The organism is Morganella sp. TYF_1, assembly GCF_043105645.1.
Classification (GTDB): domain Bacteria; phylum Pseudomonadota; class Gammaproteobacteria; order Enterobacterales; family Enterobacteriaceae; genus Morganella; species Morganella morganii_B.
The window spans coordinates 1-20,730 of record NZ_JBICLU010000011.1; the positions used below are offsets into that span (position 1 = coordinate 1).

Annotated in this window: 19 protein-coding genes; 7 read left to right on the forward strand and 12 right to left on the reverse strand. The window is 52.3% G+C overall.

All coding sequences use genetic code 11. The features are described from left to right. Positions 1-19: 19 nt before the first annotated feature. Complete coding sequence (gene gmhB / locus ACF8OF_RS03235) at positions 20-601, reverse strand: D-glycero-beta-D-manno-heptose 1,7-bisphosphate 7-phosphatase (protein WP_392495710.1); 582 nt, start codon at positions 599-601, stop codon at positions 20-22. Between the two features lie 170 nt (positions 602-771). Here gmhB and metN point away from each other — a divergent pair, with 170 nt between their 5' ends. The 6 genes from metN (at position 772) to proS (ending at position 6,445) form a co-directional block, all read left to right on the forward strand. Beyond that, on the forward strand, positions 772-1,806 hold the full coding sequence (gene metN / locus ACF8OF_RS03240) for a methionine ABC transporter ATP-binding protein MetN (protein ID WP_025153736.1): 1,035 nt from the start codon (positions 772-774) through the stop codon (positions 1,804-1,806). Further along, positions 1,799-2,452, forward strand: a complete 654-nt coding sequence (locus tag ACF8OF_RS03245) for a methionine ABC transporter permease MetI (protein WP_025153737.1) — start codon at positions 1,799-1,801, stop codon at positions 2,450-2,452. The genes metN and ACF8OF_RS03245 overlap by 8 nt, the downstream gene beginning before the upstream one ends. Before the next feature lie 59 nt (positions 2,453-2,511). After that, the gene (locus tag ACF8OF_RS03250) at positions 2,512-3,327 is read left to right on the forward strand and encodes a MetQ/NlpA family lipoprotein (RefSeq protein ID WP_025153738.1); all 816 of its coding nucleotides are present in this window, start codon (positions 2,512-2,514) and stop codon (positions 3,325-3,327) included. A gap of 181 nt (positions 3,328-3,508) precedes the next feature. Continuing rightward, complete coding sequence (rcsF, locus tag ACF8OF_RS03255; RefSeq protein WP_262860730.1) at positions 3,509-3,919, forward strand: Rcs stress response system protein RcsF; 411 nt, start codon at positions 3,509-3,511, stop codon at positions 3,917-3,919. Further along, complete coding sequence (gene tsaA / locus ACF8OF_RS03260) at positions 3,912-4,619, forward strand: tRNA (N6-threonylcarbamoyladenosine(37)-N6)-methyltransferase TrmO (RefSeq protein WP_262860731.1); 708 nt, start codon at positions 3,912-3,914, stop codon at positions 4,617-4,619. The genes rcsF and tsaA overlap by 8 nt, the downstream gene beginning before the upstream one ends. A gap of 104 nt (positions 4,620-4,723) precedes the next feature. Beyond that, positions 4,724-6,445 carry a proline--tRNA ligase gene (gene proS / locus ACF8OF_RS03265; protein ID WP_392495711.1) on the forward strand — a complete coding sequence of 574 codons (1,722 nt, stop codon included), beginning with the start codon at positions 4,724-4,726 and terminating at the stop codon, positions 6,443-6,445. A gap of 72 nt (positions 6,446-6,517) precedes the next feature. Here proS and nlpE read toward each other — a convergent pair whose 3' ends face one another. Continuing rightward, on the reverse strand, positions 6,518-7,177 hold the full coding sequence (nlpE, locus tag ACF8OF_RS03270) for an envelope stress response activation lipoprotein NlpE (RefSeq protein ID WP_025153742.1): 660 nt from the start codon (positions 7,175-7,177) through the stop codon (positions 6,518-6,520). 267 nt (positions 7,178-7,444) lie between these two features. On the opposite strand from nlpE, the gene rof reads away from it, so the two are divergent. Continuing rightward, positions 7,445-7,711, forward strand: coding sequence for a Rho-binding antiterminator (gene rof / locus ACF8OF_RS03275; protein ID WP_025153743.1), 267 nt, complete (start codon positions 7,445-7,447; stop codon positions 7,709-7,711). Here rof and tilS read toward each other — a convergent pair. The 10 genes from tilS to bamA form a co-directional block, all read right to left on the reverse strand. After that, positions 7,689-9,071, reverse strand: coding sequence for a tRNA lysidine(34) synthetase TilS (gene tilS, locus ACF8OF_RS03280; protein WP_392495712.1), 1,383 nt, complete (start codon positions 9,069-9,071; stop codon positions 7,689-7,691). The two genes, rof and tilS, sit on opposite strands and share 23 nt — an antisense overlap. Before the next feature lie 9 nt (positions 9,072-9,080). After that, complete coding sequence (accA, locus tag ACF8OF_RS03285; RefSeq protein ID WP_025153745.1) at positions 9,081-10,040, reverse strand: acetyl-CoA carboxylase carboxyl transferase subunit alpha; 960 nt, start codon at positions 10,038-10,040, stop codon at positions 9,081-9,083. A 12-nt stretch (positions 10,041-10,052) separates the two neighbouring features. Then, positions 10,053-13,532 (reverse strand): DNA polymerase III subunit alpha, encoded by a 3,480-nt coding sequence (dnaE, locus tag ACF8OF_RS03290; RefSeq protein WP_262860737.1) that lies wholly within the window; start codon positions 13,530-13,532, stop codon positions 10,053-10,055. A gap of 10 nt (positions 13,533-13,542) precedes the next feature. Further along, positions 13,543-14,139 carry a ribonuclease HII gene (rnhB, locus tag ACF8OF_RS03295; protein ID WP_262883678.1) on the reverse strand — a complete coding sequence of 199 codons (597 nt, stop codon included), beginning with the start codon at positions 14,137-14,139 and terminating at the stop codon, positions 13,543-13,545. After that, a complete protein-coding gene (lpxB, locus tag ACF8OF_RS03300; protein WP_392495713.1) occupies positions 14,139-15,293 on the reverse strand; it encodes a lipid-A-disaccharide synthase in 1,155 nt (384 codons plus the stop codon). The genes rnhB and lpxB overlap by 1 nt, the downstream gene beginning before the upstream one ends. A gap of 14 nt (positions 15,294-15,307) precedes the next feature. Then, positions 15,308-16,099: an acyl-ACP--UDP-N-acetylglucosamine O-acyltransferase gene (lpxA, locus tag ACF8OF_RS03305; protein WP_004237235.1), complete on the reverse strand. Its 792-nt coding sequence runs from the start codon at positions 16,097-16,099 to the stop codon at positions 15,308-15,310. 3 nt (positions 16,100-16,102) lie between these two features. Further along, a complete protein-coding gene (fabZ, locus tag ACF8OF_RS03310) occupies positions 16,103-16,555 on the reverse strand; it encodes a 3-hydroxyacyl-ACP dehydratase FabZ (protein WP_004237234.1) in 453 nt (150 codons plus the stop codon). 103 nt (positions 16,556-16,658) lie between these two features. Beyond that, positions 16,659-17,687: a UDP-3-O-(3-hydroxymyristoyl)glucosamine N-acyltransferase gene (gene lpxD / locus ACF8OF_RS03315; protein ID WP_392495714.1), complete on the reverse strand. Its 1,029-nt coding sequence runs from the start codon at positions 17,685-17,687 to the stop codon at positions 16,659-16,661. Positions 17,688-17,690: 3 nt separating this feature from the next. Further along, positions 17,691-18,191 (reverse strand): OmpH family outer membrane protein, encoded by a 501-nt coding sequence (locus tag ACF8OF_RS03320; RefSeq protein WP_004242223.1) that lies wholly within the window; start codon positions 18,189-18,191, stop codon positions 17,691-17,693. Positions 18,192-18,301: 110 nt separating this feature from the next. Next, positions 18,302-20,698, reverse strand: coding sequence for an outer membrane protein assembly factor BamA (gene bamA / locus ACF8OF_RS03325; RefSeq protein WP_392495715.1), 2,397 nt, complete (start codon positions 20,696-20,698; stop codon positions 18,302-18,304). Positions 20,699-20,730 lie beyond the last annotated feature (32 nt).

The window sequence follows — 20,730 nt, forward strand, 5'->3', positions numbered from 1 at the left end:
GATAAAACACCCAATCGGGTTACTTTTTAGGTGATTTTGCGCTTTTTTGTACGGGTTTCAGCAGAGCAGGTAAATCCGCGATGCTGTTAATCACAATATCTGCCGCCGCTTCAGCGTCTTCCGTTACCGGTTTACCGGTGCGTACTAATACGGTTGTACCCACTTCGGCAGCCCGTCCGGCCAGCATGTCGTCGAGCTTATCCCCTACCATATAAGAGTTACTCATATCAATCTTCAGGAATTTCTGTGCATCCAGCAGCATACCCGGCGCCGGTTTACGGCAGTTGCACTCCTGACGAAACTCTTCGACAGTCCCTTCCGGATGATGAGGACAATAATAGATACCGTCCAGATCAACGCCGCGATCCGCCAGAGACCAGTCCATCCACTCTGTCAGATGCATAAACTGATCTTCGGTAAACATACCACGGGCGATACCCGACTGATTTGTGACTATGATTAAAGCGTAGCCCATCTGTTTGATGGCCTGCATTACTTCAATCGCATTCTCTATAAACTGAAAATCATCAATCTCATGGAGATAGCCGGTATCAACGTTAATGGTGCCGTCTCTGTCCAGAAATACTGCGGGGATACCCATGGTTACACTCTTAGTCCGTCATCAATAATGTATTTAGTATCGCTTATTTGATACGGAATGAGAATGCGGCCTGATAACTAAATCCTGTTGACTTAGCCATCCAGACATCTTAACATCCGGAAATCATCTGGTGAACAACCAGTTTCACGTAACAAGGTAATAATAATTACATGATAAAGCTGACGAATATAAATAAGGTTTTTCAGCAGGGTCATCGCGAAATACAGGCACTTTCTGATATTAACCTGCACGTCCCGCAAGGGCAGATTTACGGTGTGATTGGTGCTTCCGGTGCCGGGAAAAGTACGCTTATCCGCTGTGTGAATATGCTGGAACGGCCAACATCGGGACAGGTACTCGTCGGCGGTCGAGACCTTACTAAGATGAACGATAAAGAGTTAACCCGTGCCCGCCGCGGCATCGGCATGATTTTTCAGCACTTTAACCTGCTGTCGTCCCGTACTGTTTTCGGGAACATTGCTCTGCCGCTGGAGCTGGATCGCGTACCGGCTGCGGAAATTGAAAAACGGGTTGTGAAGCTGCTTGACCTGGTCGGTCTGGCAGATAAACGGGATGCTTATCCGGCGAATCTGTCCGGCGGTCAGAAGCAGCGTGTGGCTATCGCCCGCGCACTGGCAAACGAACCTGAGGTGTTACTGTGTGATGAGGCCACCAGCGCCCTGGATCCGGCAACCACCCGGTCGATACTGGAACTGCTGAAAGACATCAACCGCCGGCTGGAGTTAACTATCCTGCTGATCACCCATGAAATGGATGTGGTGAAACGTATCTGTGACCAGGTTGCCGTTATCAGCGGCGGACAACTGATTGAACAAAATACGGTAAGTGAAGTGTTCTCTCATCCGAAAACACCGGTGGCACAGGCCTTTATTGAGTCCACACTGCATCTGGATGTGCCGGAAGATTATCTGGCGCGTCTGAAACCGGAACCGGCGGAAGGCCTAGGGCCGCTGCTGAAACTGGAATTTGGTGGTCAGTCCGTTGATGCACCGCTGATCTCGATTGCATCACGCAAGTTTAATATTGATATCAGCATCCTGAGTTCTCAGATGGATTATGCGGGCGGTGTGAAATTTGGGGTCATGCTGGCAGAGCTGGACGGCAACAGCCCGCAGGATGTTGAAGCTGCGATTGATTTTCTGAAAGAACACCACGTAAAAACAGAGGTTCTCGGTTATGTCTGAAGGAATGATTTTACTGTTAGTTAAAGGCATCTGGGAAACCCTGGTCATGACATTTGCATCCGGTTTCCTGGGATTTTTAATCGGCCTTCCGGTGGGGGTACTGCTGTATATCACCCGTTCGGGTCAAATTGCGGATAATAAAAGCCTGTACCGGATCCTGTCCGTGCTGGTCAATATCTTCCGCGCGATTCCGTTCATTATCTTACTGGTGTGGATGATTCCGTTTACCCGGTTAGTCGTTGGTACCTCTATCGGGTTACAGGCTGCCATTGTGCCGCTGACTGTCGGCGCCGCACCGTTTATTGCCCGTATGGTGGAAAACGCGCTGCTGGAAATCCCGTCAGGCCTGATTGAAGCATCCCGCTCCATGGGTGCCACACCATTACAGATTGTCAGTAAAATCCTGCTGCCTGAAGCATTACCGGGACTGATCAACGCCGCAACAATTACGCTGATCACACTCGTGGGCTACTCCGCAATGGGTGGTGCTGTCGGTGCAGGCGGGTTAGGTCAGATTGGTTATCAGTATGGTTATGTCGGTTATAACGCCGTCGTTATGAATACGGTATTGGCATTGCTGGTTGTTTTGGTCTTTATTATTCAGGTATGTGGTGATCGTCTGGTTAAAGCCGTTACCCACAAATAAGACTCTCTCCGCGCCGCACTGACTGCGACCGCGTATTAAACAGAACGAGGAAAGAAAAGATGGCTTTTAAATTAAAATCGCTTGTCGTTGCCGGTGCTTTGCTGGGTTCATTAGTGCTGGCGGGCTGCGGACAGAATGAAAAAGATCCGAAAAGTATCAAAGTCGGCGTGATCGTCGGTGCTGAACAGCAGGTGGCAGAAGTGGCGAAAAAAGTCGCCAAAGACAAATACGGCCTGAATGTGGAACTGGTCACGTTCAACGACTATGTCATGCCGAACGAAGCCCTCAGCCGCGGCGATATCGATCTGAACGCATTCCAGCACAAGCCGTATCTGGATCAGCAGATTAAAGACCGTAACTACAAATTAACAACAGTGGGCAATACCTTTGTGTATCCGATTGCCGGTTATTCAAAGAAAATCAAATCACTGGATGAGTTACAGGACGGCGCACAGGTCGCTCTGCCGAATGACCCGACTAACCTCGGCCGTTCACTGCTGTTATTACAGAAGCAGGGATTAATCAAACTGAAAGAAGGCACCGGTCTGCTGCCGACCGTTCTGGATGTGGTTGAAAACCCGAAAGGTCTGAAACTGATCGAGCTGGAAGCCCCGCAGCTGCCGCGTTCACTGGATGATAATAAGATCGACCTGGCCGTCATCAACACCACTTACGCCAGCCAGATCAACTTAACCCCGTCCAAAGACGGCTTATTTGTCGAAGATAAAGATTCACCTTACGTCAACATTATTGTCTCCCGTGAAGATAATAAAGACAGCGAAGCGGTGAAAGAGTTTGTTCAGGCATATCAGTCAGATGAAGTCTTTAATGAAGCAGATAAAGTCTTCAACGGCGGTGCGGTGAAAGGCTGGTAAAAGACCGGAAATTCAGAATAACGGCTAAGTTCTTTTATTGAAGGCGAAAGAATATTACACTGAGGGTGAACAATTGTTCACCCTTTTTATTTTGTTATAGTCATTAAATGTTAATCATATAAATAATAATACTTCACCAGCCATTGCTTTCCTGTTTTGTACAGCCAGAGGATCTCTTTTCATGCGAGTGCTTATTATCAGCCTGCTTGCTCTTCTCATCGCGGGATGTTCTTTCCGTCAGAGCCATTCTGAGCAGGAACAAGCGCAATACGCCGATATGCGGCTGAAAAAACCGGCCGGTAAAAAAGCCAAATCAACATCCGCAGCATCACGTGTCAAACTCTACCTCCACCCGGAAGAATTGCTGGGGAAACCTTTCCGTGACCTTGGCGTGGTTTTGGGTCAGAATTGCCGGGAAGCGGCAAACCCTGCACAGTCCGGTATTCCGGCAGCCCGTAAGCAAATGCTGTACCGGGCCGGAAAACTGAAAGCAGATGCCGTGTTACTCCATCAGTGTGCTGTGAACCCCGCACCGGGTTGTAAGCAGCTGGCGGTTTGCGAAGGTACTGCAATTAAGGTTGATGATGTCTGAGTTTTCATTTTCGCCCGTAGGGTTTATCCGCTCACCGTGGCAGGAAAAATTTGCGATTCCGCGCCAGCCGGGGCTGGTTGAGGATGGCACCGGGGAACTGCACTTTGTGGCGCCCTATAATCACGCCGACTGCGTGCGCGGACTGGAGCAGTTCAGTCATGTGTGGGTCATCTTTGTTTTCCATGATATTCCGTCCGGCAGCTGGCGTCCGCTGGTGCGTCCGCCGCGCCTTGGCGGTAATGCCAAAATGGGCGTGTTTGCCACCCGCTCCACCTTCCGCCCGAATCCGATCGGGATGTCACTGGTCGAACTGAAAAAAGTCTGTTACGACGGCGATACGGCGTATCTCTCCCTCGGCAGCCTGGATCTGCTTAACGGCACACCGGTGCTGGATATCAAACCCTATCTGCCTTATGCTGAATCCGTGCCCGGCGCACAGGCCGGTTTTGCGCAGGAAGAGCCGCCTGCCGATATGCCGGTCGTGTTCAGTACTGCGGCACAGCAATTCATAACGGCTCAGGCCGCACAATATCCTGATTTGGCGCGTTTTATCACTCAGGTACTGGCGCAGGATCCGCGTCCGGCGTATAAAAAACAACAGGCTGACGATAAAATCTATGCCGTCCATCTGCTGGATTTAAATGTCCGCTGGCATATCCGTGACGGCGTGACCGAAGTCATCAGTCTGGAAAAACGCTAAACCCCTTTTGGGGCGCGGCAGTCACTGGTAAACTGTCAGACTTCACTTCTGCGCAGAATACCTCTGCGATAAGACATGTTTGTCGTTCTAATGGAACCTAAATAATGCGTACTACCCAATATCTGCTCTCTACTCTGAAAGAGACCCCTGCTGACGCCGAAGTGGTCAGTCATCAGCTGATGCTGCGCGCCGGGATGATCCGTAAACTTGCTTCAGGTCTGTACAACTGGATGCCGACCGGTGTCCGCGTATTACGTAAAGTTGAGAAGATCGTGCGTGAAGAGATGGAAAATGCCGGTTCACTGGAAATCTCCATGCCGGTGGTTCAGCCCGCAGATTTATGGCTGGAGAGCGGACGCTGGGAACAGTACGGTCCGGAGCTGCTCCGTATCACCGATCGCGGCGATCGCCAGTTTGTACTGGGTCCGACGCACGAAGAAGTGGTCACGGACATCATCCGTAACGAAGTGACATCATACAAACAGCTGCCGCTGAATGTGTTCCAGATCCAGACCAAATTCCGTGATGAAGTCCGTCCGCGTTTTGGTGTGATGCGCTCCCGTGAATTTATCATGAAAGATGCGTACTCTTTCCACCTGACCCAGGATTCACTGCAGGAAACGTACGATACGATGTATCAGGCGTACAGCAAAATCTTCAACCGTATCGGGCTGGATTTCCGTGCGGTAATGGCAGATACCGGCTCTATCGGCGGAAGTGCATCCCACGAGTTCCAGGTACTGGCACAGAGCGGCGAAGATGATGTGATTTTCTCCTCTGAGTCAGATTACGCAGCCAATATTGAGCTGGCAGAAGCGGTCTGCAATATCACTGAACGCCCTGCGCCGCAGAAAGCAATGGAACTGGTTGATACACCAAACGCGAAAACTATCGCGGAGCTGGTAGAACAGTTTAATCTGCCGGTAGAGAAAACCGTCAAAACCCTGATTGTTCACGGCAGCAAAGAGAGCGGCCACAAACTGGTTGCACTGCTGGTGCGAGGTGATCACGAACTCAACGAAGTGAAAGCAGAAAAACACCCGCTGGTTGCGGCTCCGCTCGAGTTCGCGACAGAGGAAGAGATCCGTGCAGCCGTGAATGCAGGCCCGGGTTCACTGGGGCCGGTGAACCTGCCGCTGCCGGTGGTCGCTGACCGTACCGTTGCCATGATGAGTGATTTCGGTGCCGGTGCGAATATCGACGGCAAACACTATTTCGGTATCAACTGGGAGCGTGATGCTGCCCTGCCGGAAGTGGCGGATATCCGTAATGTGGTCGCCGGTGACCCGAGCCCGGACGGCAAAGGTACCCTGATGATCAAGCGCGGGATAGAAGTCGGTCATATCTTCCAGCTCGGTAAAAAATATTCCGAAGCACTGAAAGCGACTGTTCAGAACGAATCCGGTCACAATGAAGTGGTCTTTATGGGTTGCTACGGCATCGGGGTGACCCGTATTGTCGCAGCAGCGATTGAGCAGAACTTCGATGATCGCGGAATTATCTGGCCGGATGCGATTGCACCGTTCCAGGTTGCTCTGCTACCGATGAATATGCACAAATCTTACCGTGTGAAAGAAGTGGCGGAAAAACTCTACGCTGACCTGACCGCACAGGGCATTGAAGTACTCTTTGATGACCGTAAGGAGCGCCCGGGTGTAATGTTTGCGGATATGGAGCTGATGGGGATCCCGCATACCATCGTTATCGGTGATCGCAACCTCGACAGCGGTGTGGTGGAATACAAATACCGCCGCAGCGAAGATAAATCTCTGATCGCGCTGGACGATGTTGTCAGTGTGCTGAAAGAAAAAATCATCACTGCCTGATTATCAGTGCTGTGAATACAAAAAGGCTGAACATCTGTTCAGCCTTTTTTATGCCTGCGGGATTCAGAGGACTTACTGACAGCCGCGTGATTTATCCAGTACGGATTTACCGGTCTGGATCAGTGCCTGATCAAACTGACCATCTTCCATGGACGGACGGATGGTGTAATACCCTTCCACTTCCAGATAAACCGGTTTACCGCCTTCAACACCCAGCTTACCGTAACCCTGCTCTAAACCGATATTGCCCGGTACCGCGTAAACCACACCGGTCTGGCAATCTTTAAAGGTTGCCGCATCTGCCATATAACGGTATTCACCTTTCAGCTGTACCGGTTTCACCATTTTCAGGGTGTAGTTCAGATTTGATGTGATCGGATTGCCATCAATATCCAGCATCACCAGCGATTTATCCTGCGGATCATAGTAAGCACGCTGCCCGGCGGTATCGGTCAGGCGCAGTTTGTCACCGTCTTTCGCCCAGGTCCCGGTTTCAAAGAAGGTCTGGTTGCCGTCGCGGGTTTCCAGATAGGTGCGCTGCATAACATAGGTACCGTCACCTTCCAGTAAAACGGTCACATCCATGCCGGAGCAATCAGCACACGGAACCACACCGTTATAGGCACGGTCAAGAACATGGACTTCCGGCGTTGGTGGTACAACGACTGTCGAACTACAGGCCGTAATGCTGAAAATGCCTGCCGCCAATAAGAGTTTTGTCAGATTTTTCATGTTTCCCCCTGAACATCAGATGCGGTAATGTTAACAAAATGATTGTCAGTTTTTGTATATTCATGCGCTTTCAGACAATTACGCATTTTTATTTTTAAAATGGCAATGATTTTCTTCAAAACAGTGATAAACAATATGTTTTGCCGATAATAAAATGTAATCAGTAATAGCCAATATGATAACTATGATATAGTCTGCTGGGAGCGATGAGGCTATTTGAATAACCATCCGCGGATGATACCGCAAGCGAAAGTATGGTGAGGGAATATGTCTGCAGAAAACGAATATCAACCAATTAATTGTGATGACTATGACAACCTCGAACTGGCCTGCCAGCATCATATGGTACTGGAAGTGACCTTACAGGGGGGCGATGTTCTGACAGGAAAAGCAACCGATTTGGTACTCCGGAAGAAAGTGGAATACCTTGTTGTCACGATTGACAACGAACTGCGGGAGCTTCGTCTGGACTCGATTGTCAGCTTTAGTCATCCCGACCTGGGAACAGTGGTTATTGATCACTCACCGTCCTGAATAACTCTGCAACCCCGCCTGCGGGGTTGTTTTTTTCCTGCATAATCATCAGTTTTGCCTCATCCGCTTCGCCCTCTTTCGTGACAAATACCCCGACCGCCGCTATCAGCGTATCGTTATACCAGAGCAGCGGTGTACGTTCGCGCAGCCACGGCGCAACACCGGATTCCTGCCACAGCTTTTTGGCTGACCGCCCGCGATCCCGGCCGCAAATATGATAATGCCCCTGCAAACCAAACCGGATCGTCACCTGCTCATCCCGGCGCGGCGGGCGCACCACAGAAGCCATATCATGCGGAGTGATAACTTCCGCTACCCGCAAAATCCCGGCATCATCCGGTAATAACAATGCAGAGTGCAGATCCCACGGCAGACAGTATTCTGATAATCCGGCTGTTTTTTCTGTTACATACAATTTGTTCTGATAACGGCGGATAGTGACTGGTTTCAGATAATAGCCCGGTTCCGCATCCGGTTTCGCCAGTGCTACTTCCTGCCAGAGCAGAGCCAGCTGGTGCTGTGACGGCATCTGTACACCACAGTATTTCAGCCAGCGGCGCAGTATAGCATTACGTTTTGCCGTCCCGGCGCTGAGCAGCAGGACAAAAGACAACCCGTTATCGGCATCCGTCAGCTGCATAAGTTCCGGCAGCAGCAGTTCATCCAGCAGGGCTTCCTGTTCACCGCAAAGCGCAGCACTGCGGGAAACCGCCTGAGCAAAGTGCGGCCAGCGGGCATTCAGTTGCGGTAATACCGCATGTCGCAGAAAATTGCGGTCATAACGGCGATCCTGATTACTGTCATCCTCGACCCAGGAAAGCTGATGGTATTGCGCATACTGTTCGAGCTGAGCACGGCTGAAGGAGAGTAACGGACGGATCAGCGGATTGGCACCGAATGCCATCTGTTCCGGCATGGCGGAGAGACCGGCAGGGCCGCTGCCGCGTTTTAAGGCGAGAAAGAAGGTTTCGCTCTGATCATCCAGATGCTGTGCGGTCACCAGCGCCTCACCGGGGGCGATGACTTCACGGAAAGCATGATAGCGGGCATCTCTGGCGGCAGCTTCGATCCCATTTTTGCGGGGATCCACCTGCACGCGGCACACCAGGAACGGAACAGAGAGTGAGCCGCAGAATGTCCGGCAGTGTTCTGCCCAGTCATCTGCCAGCGGGTTTAATCCGTGATGAATGTAGACTGCCCGCAACCGCAGCGCCGGGCGCTCAGCGGTCTGCCACTGCCGCAGAGCATGCAGCAGGACAACGGAATCAAGCCCGCCGCTTAGTCCCGCCAGGATTGCCTGCTGAGAGGCAAACACACGGCGGAACACGGCAGATAATGACTCACAGAAGGCAGTATCCACAACCGGTTATCAGCAGTAGCCGTAGCTCATCAGGCGCTCATAGCGGCGATTAGCCAGAGACTCGCTGTCCAGTTTATCCAGCTCTGCCAGATCAGACAGGATCTGTGCTTTCAGGGATGCGGCAACCGCTTCATAATCACGGTGCGCGCCGCCCAGCGGCTCAGGGATCACATTGTCGATCAGTTTCAGCTCTTTCAGACGCGGTGCGGTGATACCCATTGCTTCTGCGGCGATCGGCGCTTTATCGGCACTTTTCCACAGAATCGAGGCACAGCCTTCCGGTGAAATGACAGAGTAAGTGCTGTATTGCAGCATATTCACTTTGTCGCCGACCGCAATGGCCAGTGCGCCGCCGGAACCGCCTTCCCCGACAACGGTACAGACAGTCGGTACTTTCAGGCGCGACATTTCACGCAGGTTACGGGCAATTGCCTCGGACTGACCGCGCTCTTCCGCGCCTACGCCCGGATAGGCCCCCGGAGTGTCGATAAAGGTGATCACCGGCAGATTAAAGCGCTCTGCCAGTTCCATCAGACGCAGGGCTTTGCGGTAACCTTCCGGTGCCGGCATGCCGAAGTTACGGCGGATTTTCTCTTTGGTTTCACGGCCTTTCTGATGGCCGATAATCATCACCGGACGACCGTCGAGACGGGCAATCCCGCCGACAATCGCTTTGTCATCCGCATATGCGCGGTCGCCTGCCAGTTCCTGAAAATCGGTAAAGATCAGTTTGACGTAATCCAGGGTATACGGACGACGCGGATGGCGTGCCAGCTGCGCAATCTGCCAGGCACCCAGGTCAGCGAAAATCTTACGTGTCAGTTCCAGACTCTTCGCCCGTAAGCGTTCAACTTCTTCGTCAAGATTGATATCGAGTGATTCATCCTGGCGGCTGACCGCGGTCAGCGAATCAATTTTCGCCTCTAACTCGGCAATCGGCTGTTCAAAATCCAGAAAATTAAGACTCATAATGTTCCTATTTTAGTCAAATTCTAATTCTACCTGCTCATTACCCAGCAGAGTCCGCAGATCCGTCAGAAGGGTATCGGTCGGAGTAACCCGCCAGGTGGCACCGAAACGCATCCGCGCTCTGGCATCGTCCTTCTGGTAATAAAGGTGAACCGGTATTGTCCCGGAGCGGTGCGGTTCAAGCGCACCGCGCAGCCGGTGCAGCAGTTGTTCGTCAATTTGCCCGTCCGTGAGCGAGATAGCAAGCCCGCGCGCATATTTTTCGCGTGCTTCGCTGATATCCAGCAGCTCCCTGACCACCATTTTAAGCCCGCCGCTGAAATCATCAAAGCTGACCTGCCCGGAGGCGATCAGAATGCGATCCTGTTCGAGCAGATGCTGGTAACGTTCCAGTGCATCGGAAAATAGCATAATTTCCAGCCGGCCGGAACGATCATCGAGGGTACAGACACCAATCCGGTTTCCCCGTTTGGTGGTGATCACCTTGGAAGCCAGCACCAGACCGACCACCGTAGTCATCTGACCACGCGGTGTCGGGTTAACATCTTTCAGACGTAAACCATGAGTATAGCGTTCAATTTCCTTCAGATAACGGTTTATCGGATGTCCGGTAAGATACAGCCCGAGTGTTTCCCGTTCCCCTTCGAGGATAATTTCGTCCTGCCATTTCGGAATATTGGCATAAGAGCGCTCTACCTGCTCCGGTGCTTCCGCCAGTACCCCGAACATATCCGCCTGACCAATAGCTTCCGCTTTGGCGTGCTGATCCGCGGCTTTCAGCGCATCCTCCAGTGAGGACATCAGCGCGGCGCGGTGCGGCCCCAGGCGGTCAAACGCGCCGGACATAATGAGTTTTTCCATTACGCGGCGGTTCAGTTTTTTGGTGTCCGTACGGGCACACAGATCAAAAATATCCTTGAAATACCCGTCCTTACGGGCTTCCAGAATTGCTTCGATCGGGCCTTCACCGACACCTTTAATCGCACCGATGCCATAGACTATCTCACCTTCATCATTGACATGGAAGTGATACAGTCCGCTGTTGATATCCGGCGGCAGAACTTTCAGCCCCATCCGCCAGCATTCATCCACCAGCCCGACGACTTTTTCGGTGTTATCCATATCTGCCGTCATCACGGCAGCCATAAATTCCGCCGGATAGTGTGCTTTCAGCCACAGTGTCTGATAGGAAACCAGTGCATAAGCAGCGGAGTGAGATTTGTTAAACCCGTAACCGGCGAATTTCTCCACCAGGTCAAAGATTTTCATGGACAGTTCGGCATCGACGCCGTTTTTCACTGCGCCCTCTTCAAATACCGAGCGCTGTTTTGCCATCTCTTCCGGCTTTTTCTTACCCATTGCACGGCGCAGCATATCCGCGCCGCCCAGGGTATAGCCCGCCAGTACCTGGGCAATCTGCATCACCTGTTCCTGATAGAGGATGATACCGTACGTCGGTTCCAGTACCGGCTGCAGGGATTCATGCTGCCATTCCACATCCGGGTAAGAAATAGCCTCACGTCCGTGTTTACGGTCGATAAAGTTATCCACCATGCCCGACTGCAGCGGGCCGGGACGGAACAGCGCCACCAGGGCTATCATGTCTTCAAAGCTGTCCGGACGCAGACGTTTGATCAAATCCTTCATGCCGCGGGATTCAAGCTGGAAAACTGCGGTGGTTTCCGAGCGCTGCAGCATATCAAAGCTTTTCTGGTCATCGAGCGGGATAGCCGCGATATCCACCGGCGGCTTACCTTTTTTCTCATTGCGCGGGTTAATCATCCCCAGCGCCCAGTCGATAATCGTCAGCGTGCGCAGACCGAGGAAGTCAAACTTCACCAAACCGGCATATTCCACGTCGTTTTTATCAAACTGCGTGACCGGGTTATTCCCCTCCGGGTCGCAGTACAGCGGCGCAAAATCAGTAATTTTTGTCGGCGCGATCACCACACCACCGGCGTGTTTACCGGCGTTACGCGTTACCCCTTCCAGGATACGCGCCATGTCGATCAGCGCCCTGACTTCCTCATCAGCTTCATACACCTCGCCGAGCTGCGGCTCTGCCGCAAAGGCTTTTTCCAGTGTCATACCGGGATCCGGTGGCACCAGTTTGGAAATCCGGTCAACAAATCCGTACGGATGCCCCAGCACACGACCGACATCGCGGATCACCGCTTTTGCCGCCATGGTACCGAAGGTAATAATCTGGGAAACCGCATCACGCCCATACATTTCCGCTACGTGATCGATCACACGGTCACGTTTTTCCATGCAGAAATCGACATCAAAGTCGGGCATGGAAACACGTTCCGGGTTCAGGAAGCGTTCGAACAGGAGGTCGAATTCCAGCGGATCCAGATCGGTGATTTTCAGGGAGTACGCCACCAGTGAACCGGCACCGGAACCACGTCCCGGCCCTACCGGCACATTGTTATCCTTCGACCACTGGATAAACTCCATCACGATCAGGAAGTAGCCGGGGAAGCCCATCTGGTTAATCACTTTCAGTTCGACATCCAGACGTTCGTCATATTCCGGGCGGCGCTGCGCACGCACTTCCGGATCCGGGAACAGGAACGCCAGGCGCTCCTCCAGTCCCTCTTTCGATCGTTTGACCAGATAATCTTCCGTGCTCATATCCCCGGTCGGGAACTGCGGCAGGAAATACTCGCCGAGACGGATAGTGACGTTACAACGCTTAGCAATTTCGACGCTGTTCTGCAGTGCTTCCGGGATGTCGGCGAACAGCTCGCACATCTCGTCCTCACTGCGCAGATATTGCTGAGGGCTGTAGAGCTTCGGACGTTTCGGGTCCGCTAACGTATAGCCGTCATGAATGGCGACACGGATTTCATGGGCGTCAAAATCCTCACTGCTGATAAAGCGGACATCGTTGGTCGCCACCACCGGCAGGGATTTCTCTGTCGCCAGCTGTACTGCAGCATGCAGATAGCTTTCCTCATCCTGACGACCGGTGCGGATAAGCTCCAGATAAAAGCTGTCCGGGAAGTGGGTTTGCCAGAATTCCAGTGCCTGATCCACCAGCGCGCTGTTACCGCGCAGCAGAAACTTACCGACATCCCCCTTGCGCCCGCCGGAGAGAATAATCAGCCCGTCTTTATGATTAACCAGCCAGTCGCGCTGAATGGTCGGTCCCTGAGCGCCATACCCTTTCTGATAGGCTTCAGAGATAAGCAGGGTCAGGTTCTGATAACCAGTGTTATTGCGTGCCAGAATCGTGAGTGATGCCAGTTCGTCACCCAGCAGCTCACTTTCCATCAGGAAGTCCGCACCGACAATCGGTTTCACCCCGGCGCCGTGCGCACTGCCGTAAAATTTCACCAGCCCGCACAGGTTAGTGAAGTCCGTAATCGCCATCGCCGGCATATTCATCGACGCCACTTTTTTGACCAGCGGGCCGGTTTTCGCCAGTCCGTCAATCATGGAATAGTCGCTGTGAATATTAAGATGAATAAAACGCGGTTCCGCCATTACGCCATCCTCACTGACTGATACCGGCCAGCGCGCGGCGGACCGGGCCAAAACTGGTTCGGTGATGCTCTGTCACCCCATACTGCGCCAGCATCTCAAGATGCAGTGCGGTCGGGTAACCTTTGTGTTTTGCAAATCCGTACTGCGGAAATTGTTTATCCAGCTCCGCCATTTCGCGATCCCGCGTGACTTTTGCCAGTATCGATGCCGCACTGATTTCCGGTACCAGGCCGTCACCTTTGATCACCGCCTGAGCAGGGACACCAAAATCCGGCGCTTTGTTGCCGTCCACCAGCACAAATCCCGGACGTACCGGTAACCCGGCAACCGCCCGCTGCATCGCCAGGAATGTGGCCTGCAAAATATTGATTTGATCAATTTCAGCCGCTTCCGCGCGGCCGATGCTCCAGTACAGCGCCTTTTCCTGAATTTCAGCAAACAGCCGCTCACGTTTTTTCTCTGTGAGCTTTTTGGAGTCCGCCAGACCGTCGATCGGGTTCTGCGGATCAAGAATAACGGCGGCGGTTACCACCGCGCCGACCAGCGGCCCGCGGCCGACTTCATCGACACCGGCAATCAGTGCCGCGTCCGGATAAACAAAATCCATTAATTACTCGCTATATCTGATACGGCCTGTGCCGCCTGATTATCCGCATCAAGACGGATCTTCTGATGGAGTTCCAGGAAGGTTTCTCTGAGTTTATCCACTGACTCTCCGCCCTGCAACAGCGGCTGCAGTGCATTTGCCAGCAGATCACTGCGGCACTCATCCTGTAACAGTTCCGGCACGATTTCGCGCCCTGCCAGCAGATTCGGCAATGACACATACGGGGTTTTGACCAGCCGTTTCGCCAGCCAGAACGTGAACGGCTTCATGCGGTAGCCCACGACCATCGGGCATTTCGCCAGCATGCACTCCAGTGCTGCCGTACCTGACGCCAGCAGCGCGGCATCTGAGGCAATCATGGCATCACGGGCACGACCATCAAGCAGATGCACATCCAGTTCCGGCGCAACGTCCTGTTTGATGGCCTCAAACTCAGCCCGCCGTTTGGCATTCACCAGCGGCACCACAATCTGTAAATCCGGCAGCGATTGCCGCAGCAATTGCGCGGTTTTCAGGAAATCGCCGCTGAGCATCGACACTTCCGCGTGACGGCTGCCCGGCAGTATTGCCAGACACGGCGCGGACGGATCCAGCCCCAGTGCATCACGGGCAGCGGCTTTATCCGGCTGCAACGGCAGCGCATCCGCCATGGTATGACCGATAAAGCGGCACGGCACATTGTATTTGTCGTAAAACGCTTTTTCGAACGGCAGGAAAGCCAGCACCAGATTGGTCGCTTTGGCGATTTTAAAGACCCGGTTCTGCCGCCACGCCCAGACTGACGGGCTGACATAGTGGATCGTTTTGATCCCGGAAGATTTTAATCGTCCTTCCAGGGTGATATTGAAATCCGGCGCATCAATGCCGACAAAAACATCCGGTTTCAGTTCACGGAAGCGGCGGGTGAGATCACGGCGGATGGAGAGCAGACGCGGCAGACGACCCAGCACTTCCACAATGCCCATCACGGCCAGTTCTTCCATTTCATACCAGGTTTCACAGCCTTCCGCCTGCATCAGCGGACCGGCAACCCCCATGAAACGAACATCCGGATATTTTTCTTTCAGTGCGCGCATTAAGCCTGCGCCGAGAATATCGCCGGAGGTTTCTCCGGCGACAATACCTATCGTGAGCGGACGAGGTGATACCGACATGGCAGTCCCCGCAATTACGGACGGATGATCCCGCGTTCAGCGGTATCCAGGAAGTCAGCGAAGGTTTTTACATGGACATTTTCTTTCGCCAGTTCAGCTAACTGCACTTTGGCTTCTGCCAGCGTCAGATTACTGCGGTACAGGACTTTATAGGCATTCTGTAACGCACTGATATCGTCTTTATCAAAACCACGGCGTTTGAGGCCGATAGCATTGAGGCCGAAAGCAGTCACATGGTTACCCTGCGCGATTAAGAACGGCGGGATATCCTGTGCCACTCCGGAACAGCCGCCGACCATCACGTGCTCACCGATACGGCAGAACTGATGAACCGCCGATAAGCCACCCAGGATGACATAATCATCCAGCGTGACATGACCCGCCAGGGTTCCGTTGTTGGCAATGATGCAATGGTTGCCGATCACACAGTCGTGAGCAACATGAGCATTGATCATCAGCAGGTTGTCGTTACCGATACGGGTAACGCCGGTGTCCTGCGCGGTGCCGCGATGAATAGTCACACTTTCGCGGATACGGTTACGATCACCGATCTCTACGCGGGTCGGTTCACCTTTGTATTTCAGATCCTGGTTTATCTCACCAATGGAGGCAAACTGGAAAATCTGGTTATCACGACCAATTTTGGTATGACCATTAATCACAACATGGGACTTGATTTCAGTCCCTTCACCGATCTCAACATCCGCACCAATACAGCAGAAAGGACCGATGGTGACATTGGCACCAATAACGGCACCGTCTTCGATAATGGAAGACGGGTGGATCCGGGCGGTTTTATCGATCATTTATTACCCCTCACGGCGGCGTGCACACATCATGGTCGCTTCGCAGGCAACTTCTCCGTCAACTTTCGCAACACCCGTGAAACGGGCAACGCCGCGGCGTTCCTTATGGAAAGTCACTTCGAGGATCATCTGGTCTCCCGGCAGTACCGGGCGTTTGAAGCGGCAATCATCGATGGCGGCAAAATAATACAGTTCGCCCGGCTCTAATTTACCGAGGCTTTTGAACGCCAGAATGCCGGTGGCCTGCGCCATCGCTTCCAGAATCAGAACACCCGGAAAAATCGGTTTGCCCGGGAAGTGCCCCTGGAAAAACGGCTCATTGAATGATACGTTTTTCACGGCACGTAAAAATTTACCTTCTTCAAAATCTAGCACGCGATCCACTAATAAAAACGGATACCGGTGCGGAAGAAGCTCTAAAATTTCATCAATTTTGAGAGTATGGTTGTCACTCATCAGAATACTCTTCCTGTCTCTTTGTCATATGTCTTATTAATAACACGGCCTGCTATACCCGTCACGCGGTTAGCAGGCCGCAAAAATACCGCAAAATGCGCTGTTATTTATCGTCGTTATCCAGCTGCCGTTCGACCGCCTTAAGGCGTTTATTCATTTCGCTGATATTCATTACCAGCGCGGCAGTTTTACGCCATGTCTTATTTGGCTGTAACGGAATACCGGAGGAGTATACACCCGGTTCGGTGATAGGCCGCATTACCATGCCCATGCCTGTCACGACGACGCGATCGCAGATTTCCATATGACCATTAATGACGCTTGCTCCGCCAATCATACAGTTGCGGCCGATTTTCAGGCTCCCGGCCATAATCACACCACCGGCTACTGCGGTGTTGTCGCCGATTATGACGTTATGGGCAATCTGGCACTGGTTATCAATGATAACACCATTACCGATTACCGTATTTTCTAATGCACCACGGTCAATAGTGGTACAGGAGCCGATTTCAACCCGGTCACCGATAATGACGGAACCCAGCTGAGGGATTTTAACCCACTGACCGCGATCGTTGGCATAACCGAATCCGTCCGCACCGATAACAGTGTTGGAATGAACCAGGCAGCCTTCGCCAATCACAATCCCGTGGTACACGGTGACATTTGCCCAGATACGGGTTTTGGCACCGATAGTGGTATTTTTGCCGACAAACGATCCTGCGCCGATGATAACATCGTCACTCAGGACAACGCCGGACTCAATGACAGCATTCGCACCGACCGACACATTGGCCCCGAGAGAGGCGGACGGGTCAATCACAGCAGACGGATGGATATTCTCAGCCGGAGCCGGTGTGGTATCCATAATCTGCGCCATATGCGCATACGCCAGGTACGGGTCTTTCACCACAAGGGCAGCGACCTGACAAAACGGTAAATCGTCTTCACGCAATACCACAGCACCCGCCTGACAACCGGCCAGTTTTTCCCGGTAACGGGCATCAGACAGAAAGGTAATTTGCCCGCTGTTTGCTGAATGCATAGGTGCGATACCGGTGATGACGAGGTCGCCATCACCGTGTAACGTTGCATTCAACTGCTGAGCGAGATCAGCTAATCGAATGGAAGACATTAATTATTTAACCTGTTTCAGAACGTCAGCAGTGATATCAATGCCGGAAACAGAGTAAGCAACTGCGTTAGCATCGATCACAACGTCATACCCGCCTTTTGAAGCAACAGATTTCACTGCATCTTCAACACGCTTCATGACTTTGTTGCGCTCTTCCATCTGACGTTTCTGGAAATCCTGGTCAAATGCCTGGGCTTTTTTCGCGAAGTCAGCACGTTTGGTGTCGAATTCACCGGCCAGTTTCTGACGCTCGCTGTCTTTCATGGTCGCGCCGTCTTTCTGCAGTTTCTGAGCACGGGTCTGCAGATCTTTTTCTAAACTCTGCAGTTCAGTACCACGGCTTTTGAATTCGCTTTCCAGTTGTTTTGCTGCCGCTTCACGGCCCGGCATTTTCTGGACAACTTCACCGATATTGACAACCGCGATCTTGTCAGCAGCCTGAGCAGCACCGGCAGACATCGCTAATACCATACCCACGCTGGCAGCAGTTAATAACTTTTTCACAATAAAACCCCTTAAACACCATTTACTGGTTGGATATTAAACCCAATGGTAAAGATTCCCTTTGCACACTGAGCGTACTGGTTATTACGTATGGTAACTCTGTACTGCAATTACCAGGTCTTACCGATATTAAACTGGAACTGTTCTGTCCGGTCACCCTGGTAGTCTTTGATTGGCTTCGCATACGAGAAGACCAATGGTCCGAGCGGAGAAATCCACTGGAACGCGACACCGGTGGAAACACGGATGTTCCCTGCTTTACTGTAATCAGGAATACCATACTTCTGCATAAGCTCAGTATTGTCCCAATTGGTATCCCACACTGTACCGGCATCCACAAAGAGTGATGTGCGGACAGAATTCGTGTATTTTTCGTCGATAAACGGTGTCGGAGTGATCAGTTCCATACTGGCCACCGCCATCGCGTTACCCCCGATAGCATCACGGGACGGGCTGTCGCTGCGTAACTTATCGGATGCCCCATCATAGTAGACTGCTTTCGGACCGATGGTATTCGAGCGGAAACCACGGACGGTACCGGAACCACCGGCATAGAAGTTCTCATAGAACGGCAATTCTTTGCCGCCGAGACCATCACCGAAGCCTAAACGACCGCGTCCCATCACAACCCAGCTGCCGTTTTCGTCAATCGGGTAGTAACCGGTGGTATCGGCGATCAGTTTATAGTATTCGTTATCAGAGCCCGGAATCGTGACTTTCGCACTCACGGTGGATTTCACACCGGAGGTCGGGAAGTAACCGCGGTCAAGATTGTTATAAACCCAGGCGGTTGTAAACGTGAAGTCATCGGCACGGAATTCTGCGCGATCTTTATAGTTCGGATCTTCACCCATTGAGTGCAGATAACGCCACATATTAACCTGCGGTTCCATACGGGACAGGGTGTTATGCACATAACCCAGACCTAAACGGAAAGAGTTATTTTCGTTGATCGGGAAGCCGAGCGTACCATCCACACCATAGGTTTTGTTGGTGTAACCGGACAAGTCCGCATCATCAGCACGGAAGTCGTTATAGAAGATACGGCCGCCGAGACTCACACCATCTACGGTGAAGAACGGATCAGTCAGTGACAGTTCCGCGTAAGTGGAGTAGTCGTTTTTACTGGCGTTAGCACCGACCTGATAACCGGTACCTAACCAGTTATCCTGGGTGACACCCACCTGGAAGCTGACGCCGCTTTCAGTACCGAAGCCCACACCAAAGTTCAGGGAACCGGTATTACGCTCTTTGACTTTATAAACGACATCGACCTGATCCGGCACACCCGGCACACGCTGGGTTTCCACCTCAACGGTTTCAAAGTAACCGGTACGGTTCAGACGCTCTTTACCGGCTTCAACCAGGTCATTACCTAACCATGCCCCTTCCATCTGACGCATTTCACGGCGCAGAACGGAGTCTTTACTCACGTCGTTACCGGCGAAACGGATCTGGCGGACATAGAAACGGTTACCGGCATCCACATTCACATGCAGAACCACGGTTTTATCGGCTTCATTAATTTCCGGCTGGGTCATGACGCGCGGATACGCATAGCCGTAACGACCGAGCATATTTTTGACATCATTCTCCATTTTGGTGACCTGAGCACCATTATAGAGTGAACCCGGTTCAATGGCGGTCAGCTCGGTGATTTCCGCGGAGTGACCGGCCGTTTCACCCGCAACCTGAACCCCGGCAATCTGATACTGATCGCCTTCGGTCACGTTGATGGTGATATAAATCCCTTTTTTGTCCGGCGTCAGGCTGACCTGAGTCGAATCAATATTGAATTTCGCGTAACCGCGATCCAGATAGAAGCTGCGCAGGGTTTCAAGGTCACCGGCCAGTTTCTGTTTCTGGTATTTCTGGTCAGCCGCCAGGTTCCACCACGGTACATCATCACGCAGCTGGAAACGGTTAACCAGTTCAGCGGTGGTAAATTGTGTGTTACCGACGATATTGATTTGCTGAATAGTCGCGGATACGCCTTCCGCAAAGACGAATTTCACGTCAATACGGTTGCGCGGCAGTGGCGTGACAACGGCTTTTACTGTTGCGTTGTACTTACCGACACTGTGATAGAAATCTTCCAGCCCCTTTTCAATGTTTGACAGCATCGTCCGGTCAAGGGCTTCCCCGACGCGGATACGGGATGCTTCGAGGTTCTGTTTGAGCATGTCGTCCTTCACGGATTTGTTACCCGAGAAGGTGATATTTGCAATGGTCGGACGTTCCTTCACCTGAACCAGCAGTACATTACCTTCACGCAGGACGCGGACATCTTCAAAGTTACCTGTCGCGAACAGTGCGCGAATGGTACGCCCGATATCCTCATCACTGGCCGTGTCGCCGACACGGACAGGCATGTTCAGTAATGCAGCACCAACGGCGACGCGCTGAAGACCTTCAAACTGAATGTCCTGAACCACGAATCCGTCTGAACCGTATGCAGTGAAGCTGCCAAGCAGCAGCGACGCTATGAGCAACTTTTTCATCGCCATCGTTGTTATGCGTTTTCCTTACCGGTCCCGGT

What these genes read in the sequence shown, in the direction of transcription:
- gmhB (WP_392495710.1), bottom strand. Translation starts at nt 601, where the DNA reads ATGGGTATCCCCGCAGTATTTCTGGACAGAGACGGCACCATTAACGTT.
- metN (WP_025153736.1), top strand. Translation starts at nt 772, where the DNA reads ATGATAAAGCTGACGAATATAAATAAGGTTTTTCAGCAGGGTCATCGC.
- ACF8OF_RS03245 (WP_025153737.1), top strand. Translation starts at nt 1,799, where the DNA reads ATGTCTGAAGGAATGATTTTACTGTTAGTTAAAGGCATCTGGGAAACC.
- ACF8OF_RS03250 (WP_025153738.1), top strand. Translation starts at nt 2,512, where the DNA reads ATGGCTTTTAAATTAAAATCGCTTGTCGTTGCCGGTGCTTTGCTGGGT.
- rcsF (WP_262860730.1), top strand. Translation starts at nt 3,509, where the DNA reads ATGCGAGTGCTTATTATCAGCCTGCTTGCTCTTCTCATCGCGGGATGT.
- tsaA (WP_262860731.1), top strand. Translation starts at nt 3,912, where the DNA reads ATGTCTGAGTTTTCATTTTCGCCCGTAGGGTTTATCCGCTCACCGTGG.
- proS (WP_392495711.1), top strand. Translation starts at nt 4,724, where the DNA reads ATGCGTACTACCCAATATCTGCTCTCTACTCTGAAAGAGACCCCTGCT.
- nlpE (WP_025153742.1), bottom strand. Translation starts at nt 7,177, where the DNA reads ATGAAAAATCTGACAAAACTCTTATTGGCGGCAGGCATTTTCAGCATT.
- rof (WP_025153743.1), top strand. Translation starts at nt 7,445, where the DNA reads ATGTCTGCAGAAAACGAATATCAACCAATTAATTGTGATGACTATGAC.
- accA (WP_025153745.1), bottom strand. Translation starts at nt 10,040, where the DNA reads ATGAGTCTTAATTTTCTGGATTTTGAACAGCCGATTGCCGAGTTAGAG.
- dnaE (WP_262860737.1), bottom strand. Translation starts at nt 13,532, where the DNA reads ATGGCGGAACCGCGTTTTATTCATCTTAATATTCACAGCGACTATTCC.
- rnhB (WP_262883678.1), bottom strand. Translation starts at nt 14,139, where the DNA reads ATGGATTTTGTTTATCCGGACGCGGCACTGATTGCCGGTGTCGATGAA.
- lpxB (WP_392495713.1), bottom strand. Translation starts at nt 15,293, where the DNA reads ATGTCGGTATCACCTCGTCCGCTCACGATAGGTATTGTCGCCGGAGAA.
- lpxA (WP_004237235.1), bottom strand. Translation starts at nt 16,099, where the DNA reads ATGATCGATAAAACCGCCCGGATCCACCCGTCTTCCATTATCGAAGAC.
- fabZ (WP_004237234.1), bottom strand. Translation starts at nt 16,555, where the DNA reads ATGAGTGACAACCATACTCTCAAAATTGATGAAATTTTAGAGCTTCTT.
- lpxD (WP_392495714.1), bottom strand. Translation starts at nt 17,687, where the DNA reads ATGTCTTCCATTCGATTAGCTGATCTCGCTCAGCAGTTGAATGCAACG.
- bamA (WP_392495715.1), bottom strand. Translation starts at nt 20,698, where the DNA reads ATGGCGATGAAAAAGTTGCTCATAGCGTCGCTGCTGCTTGGCAGCTTC.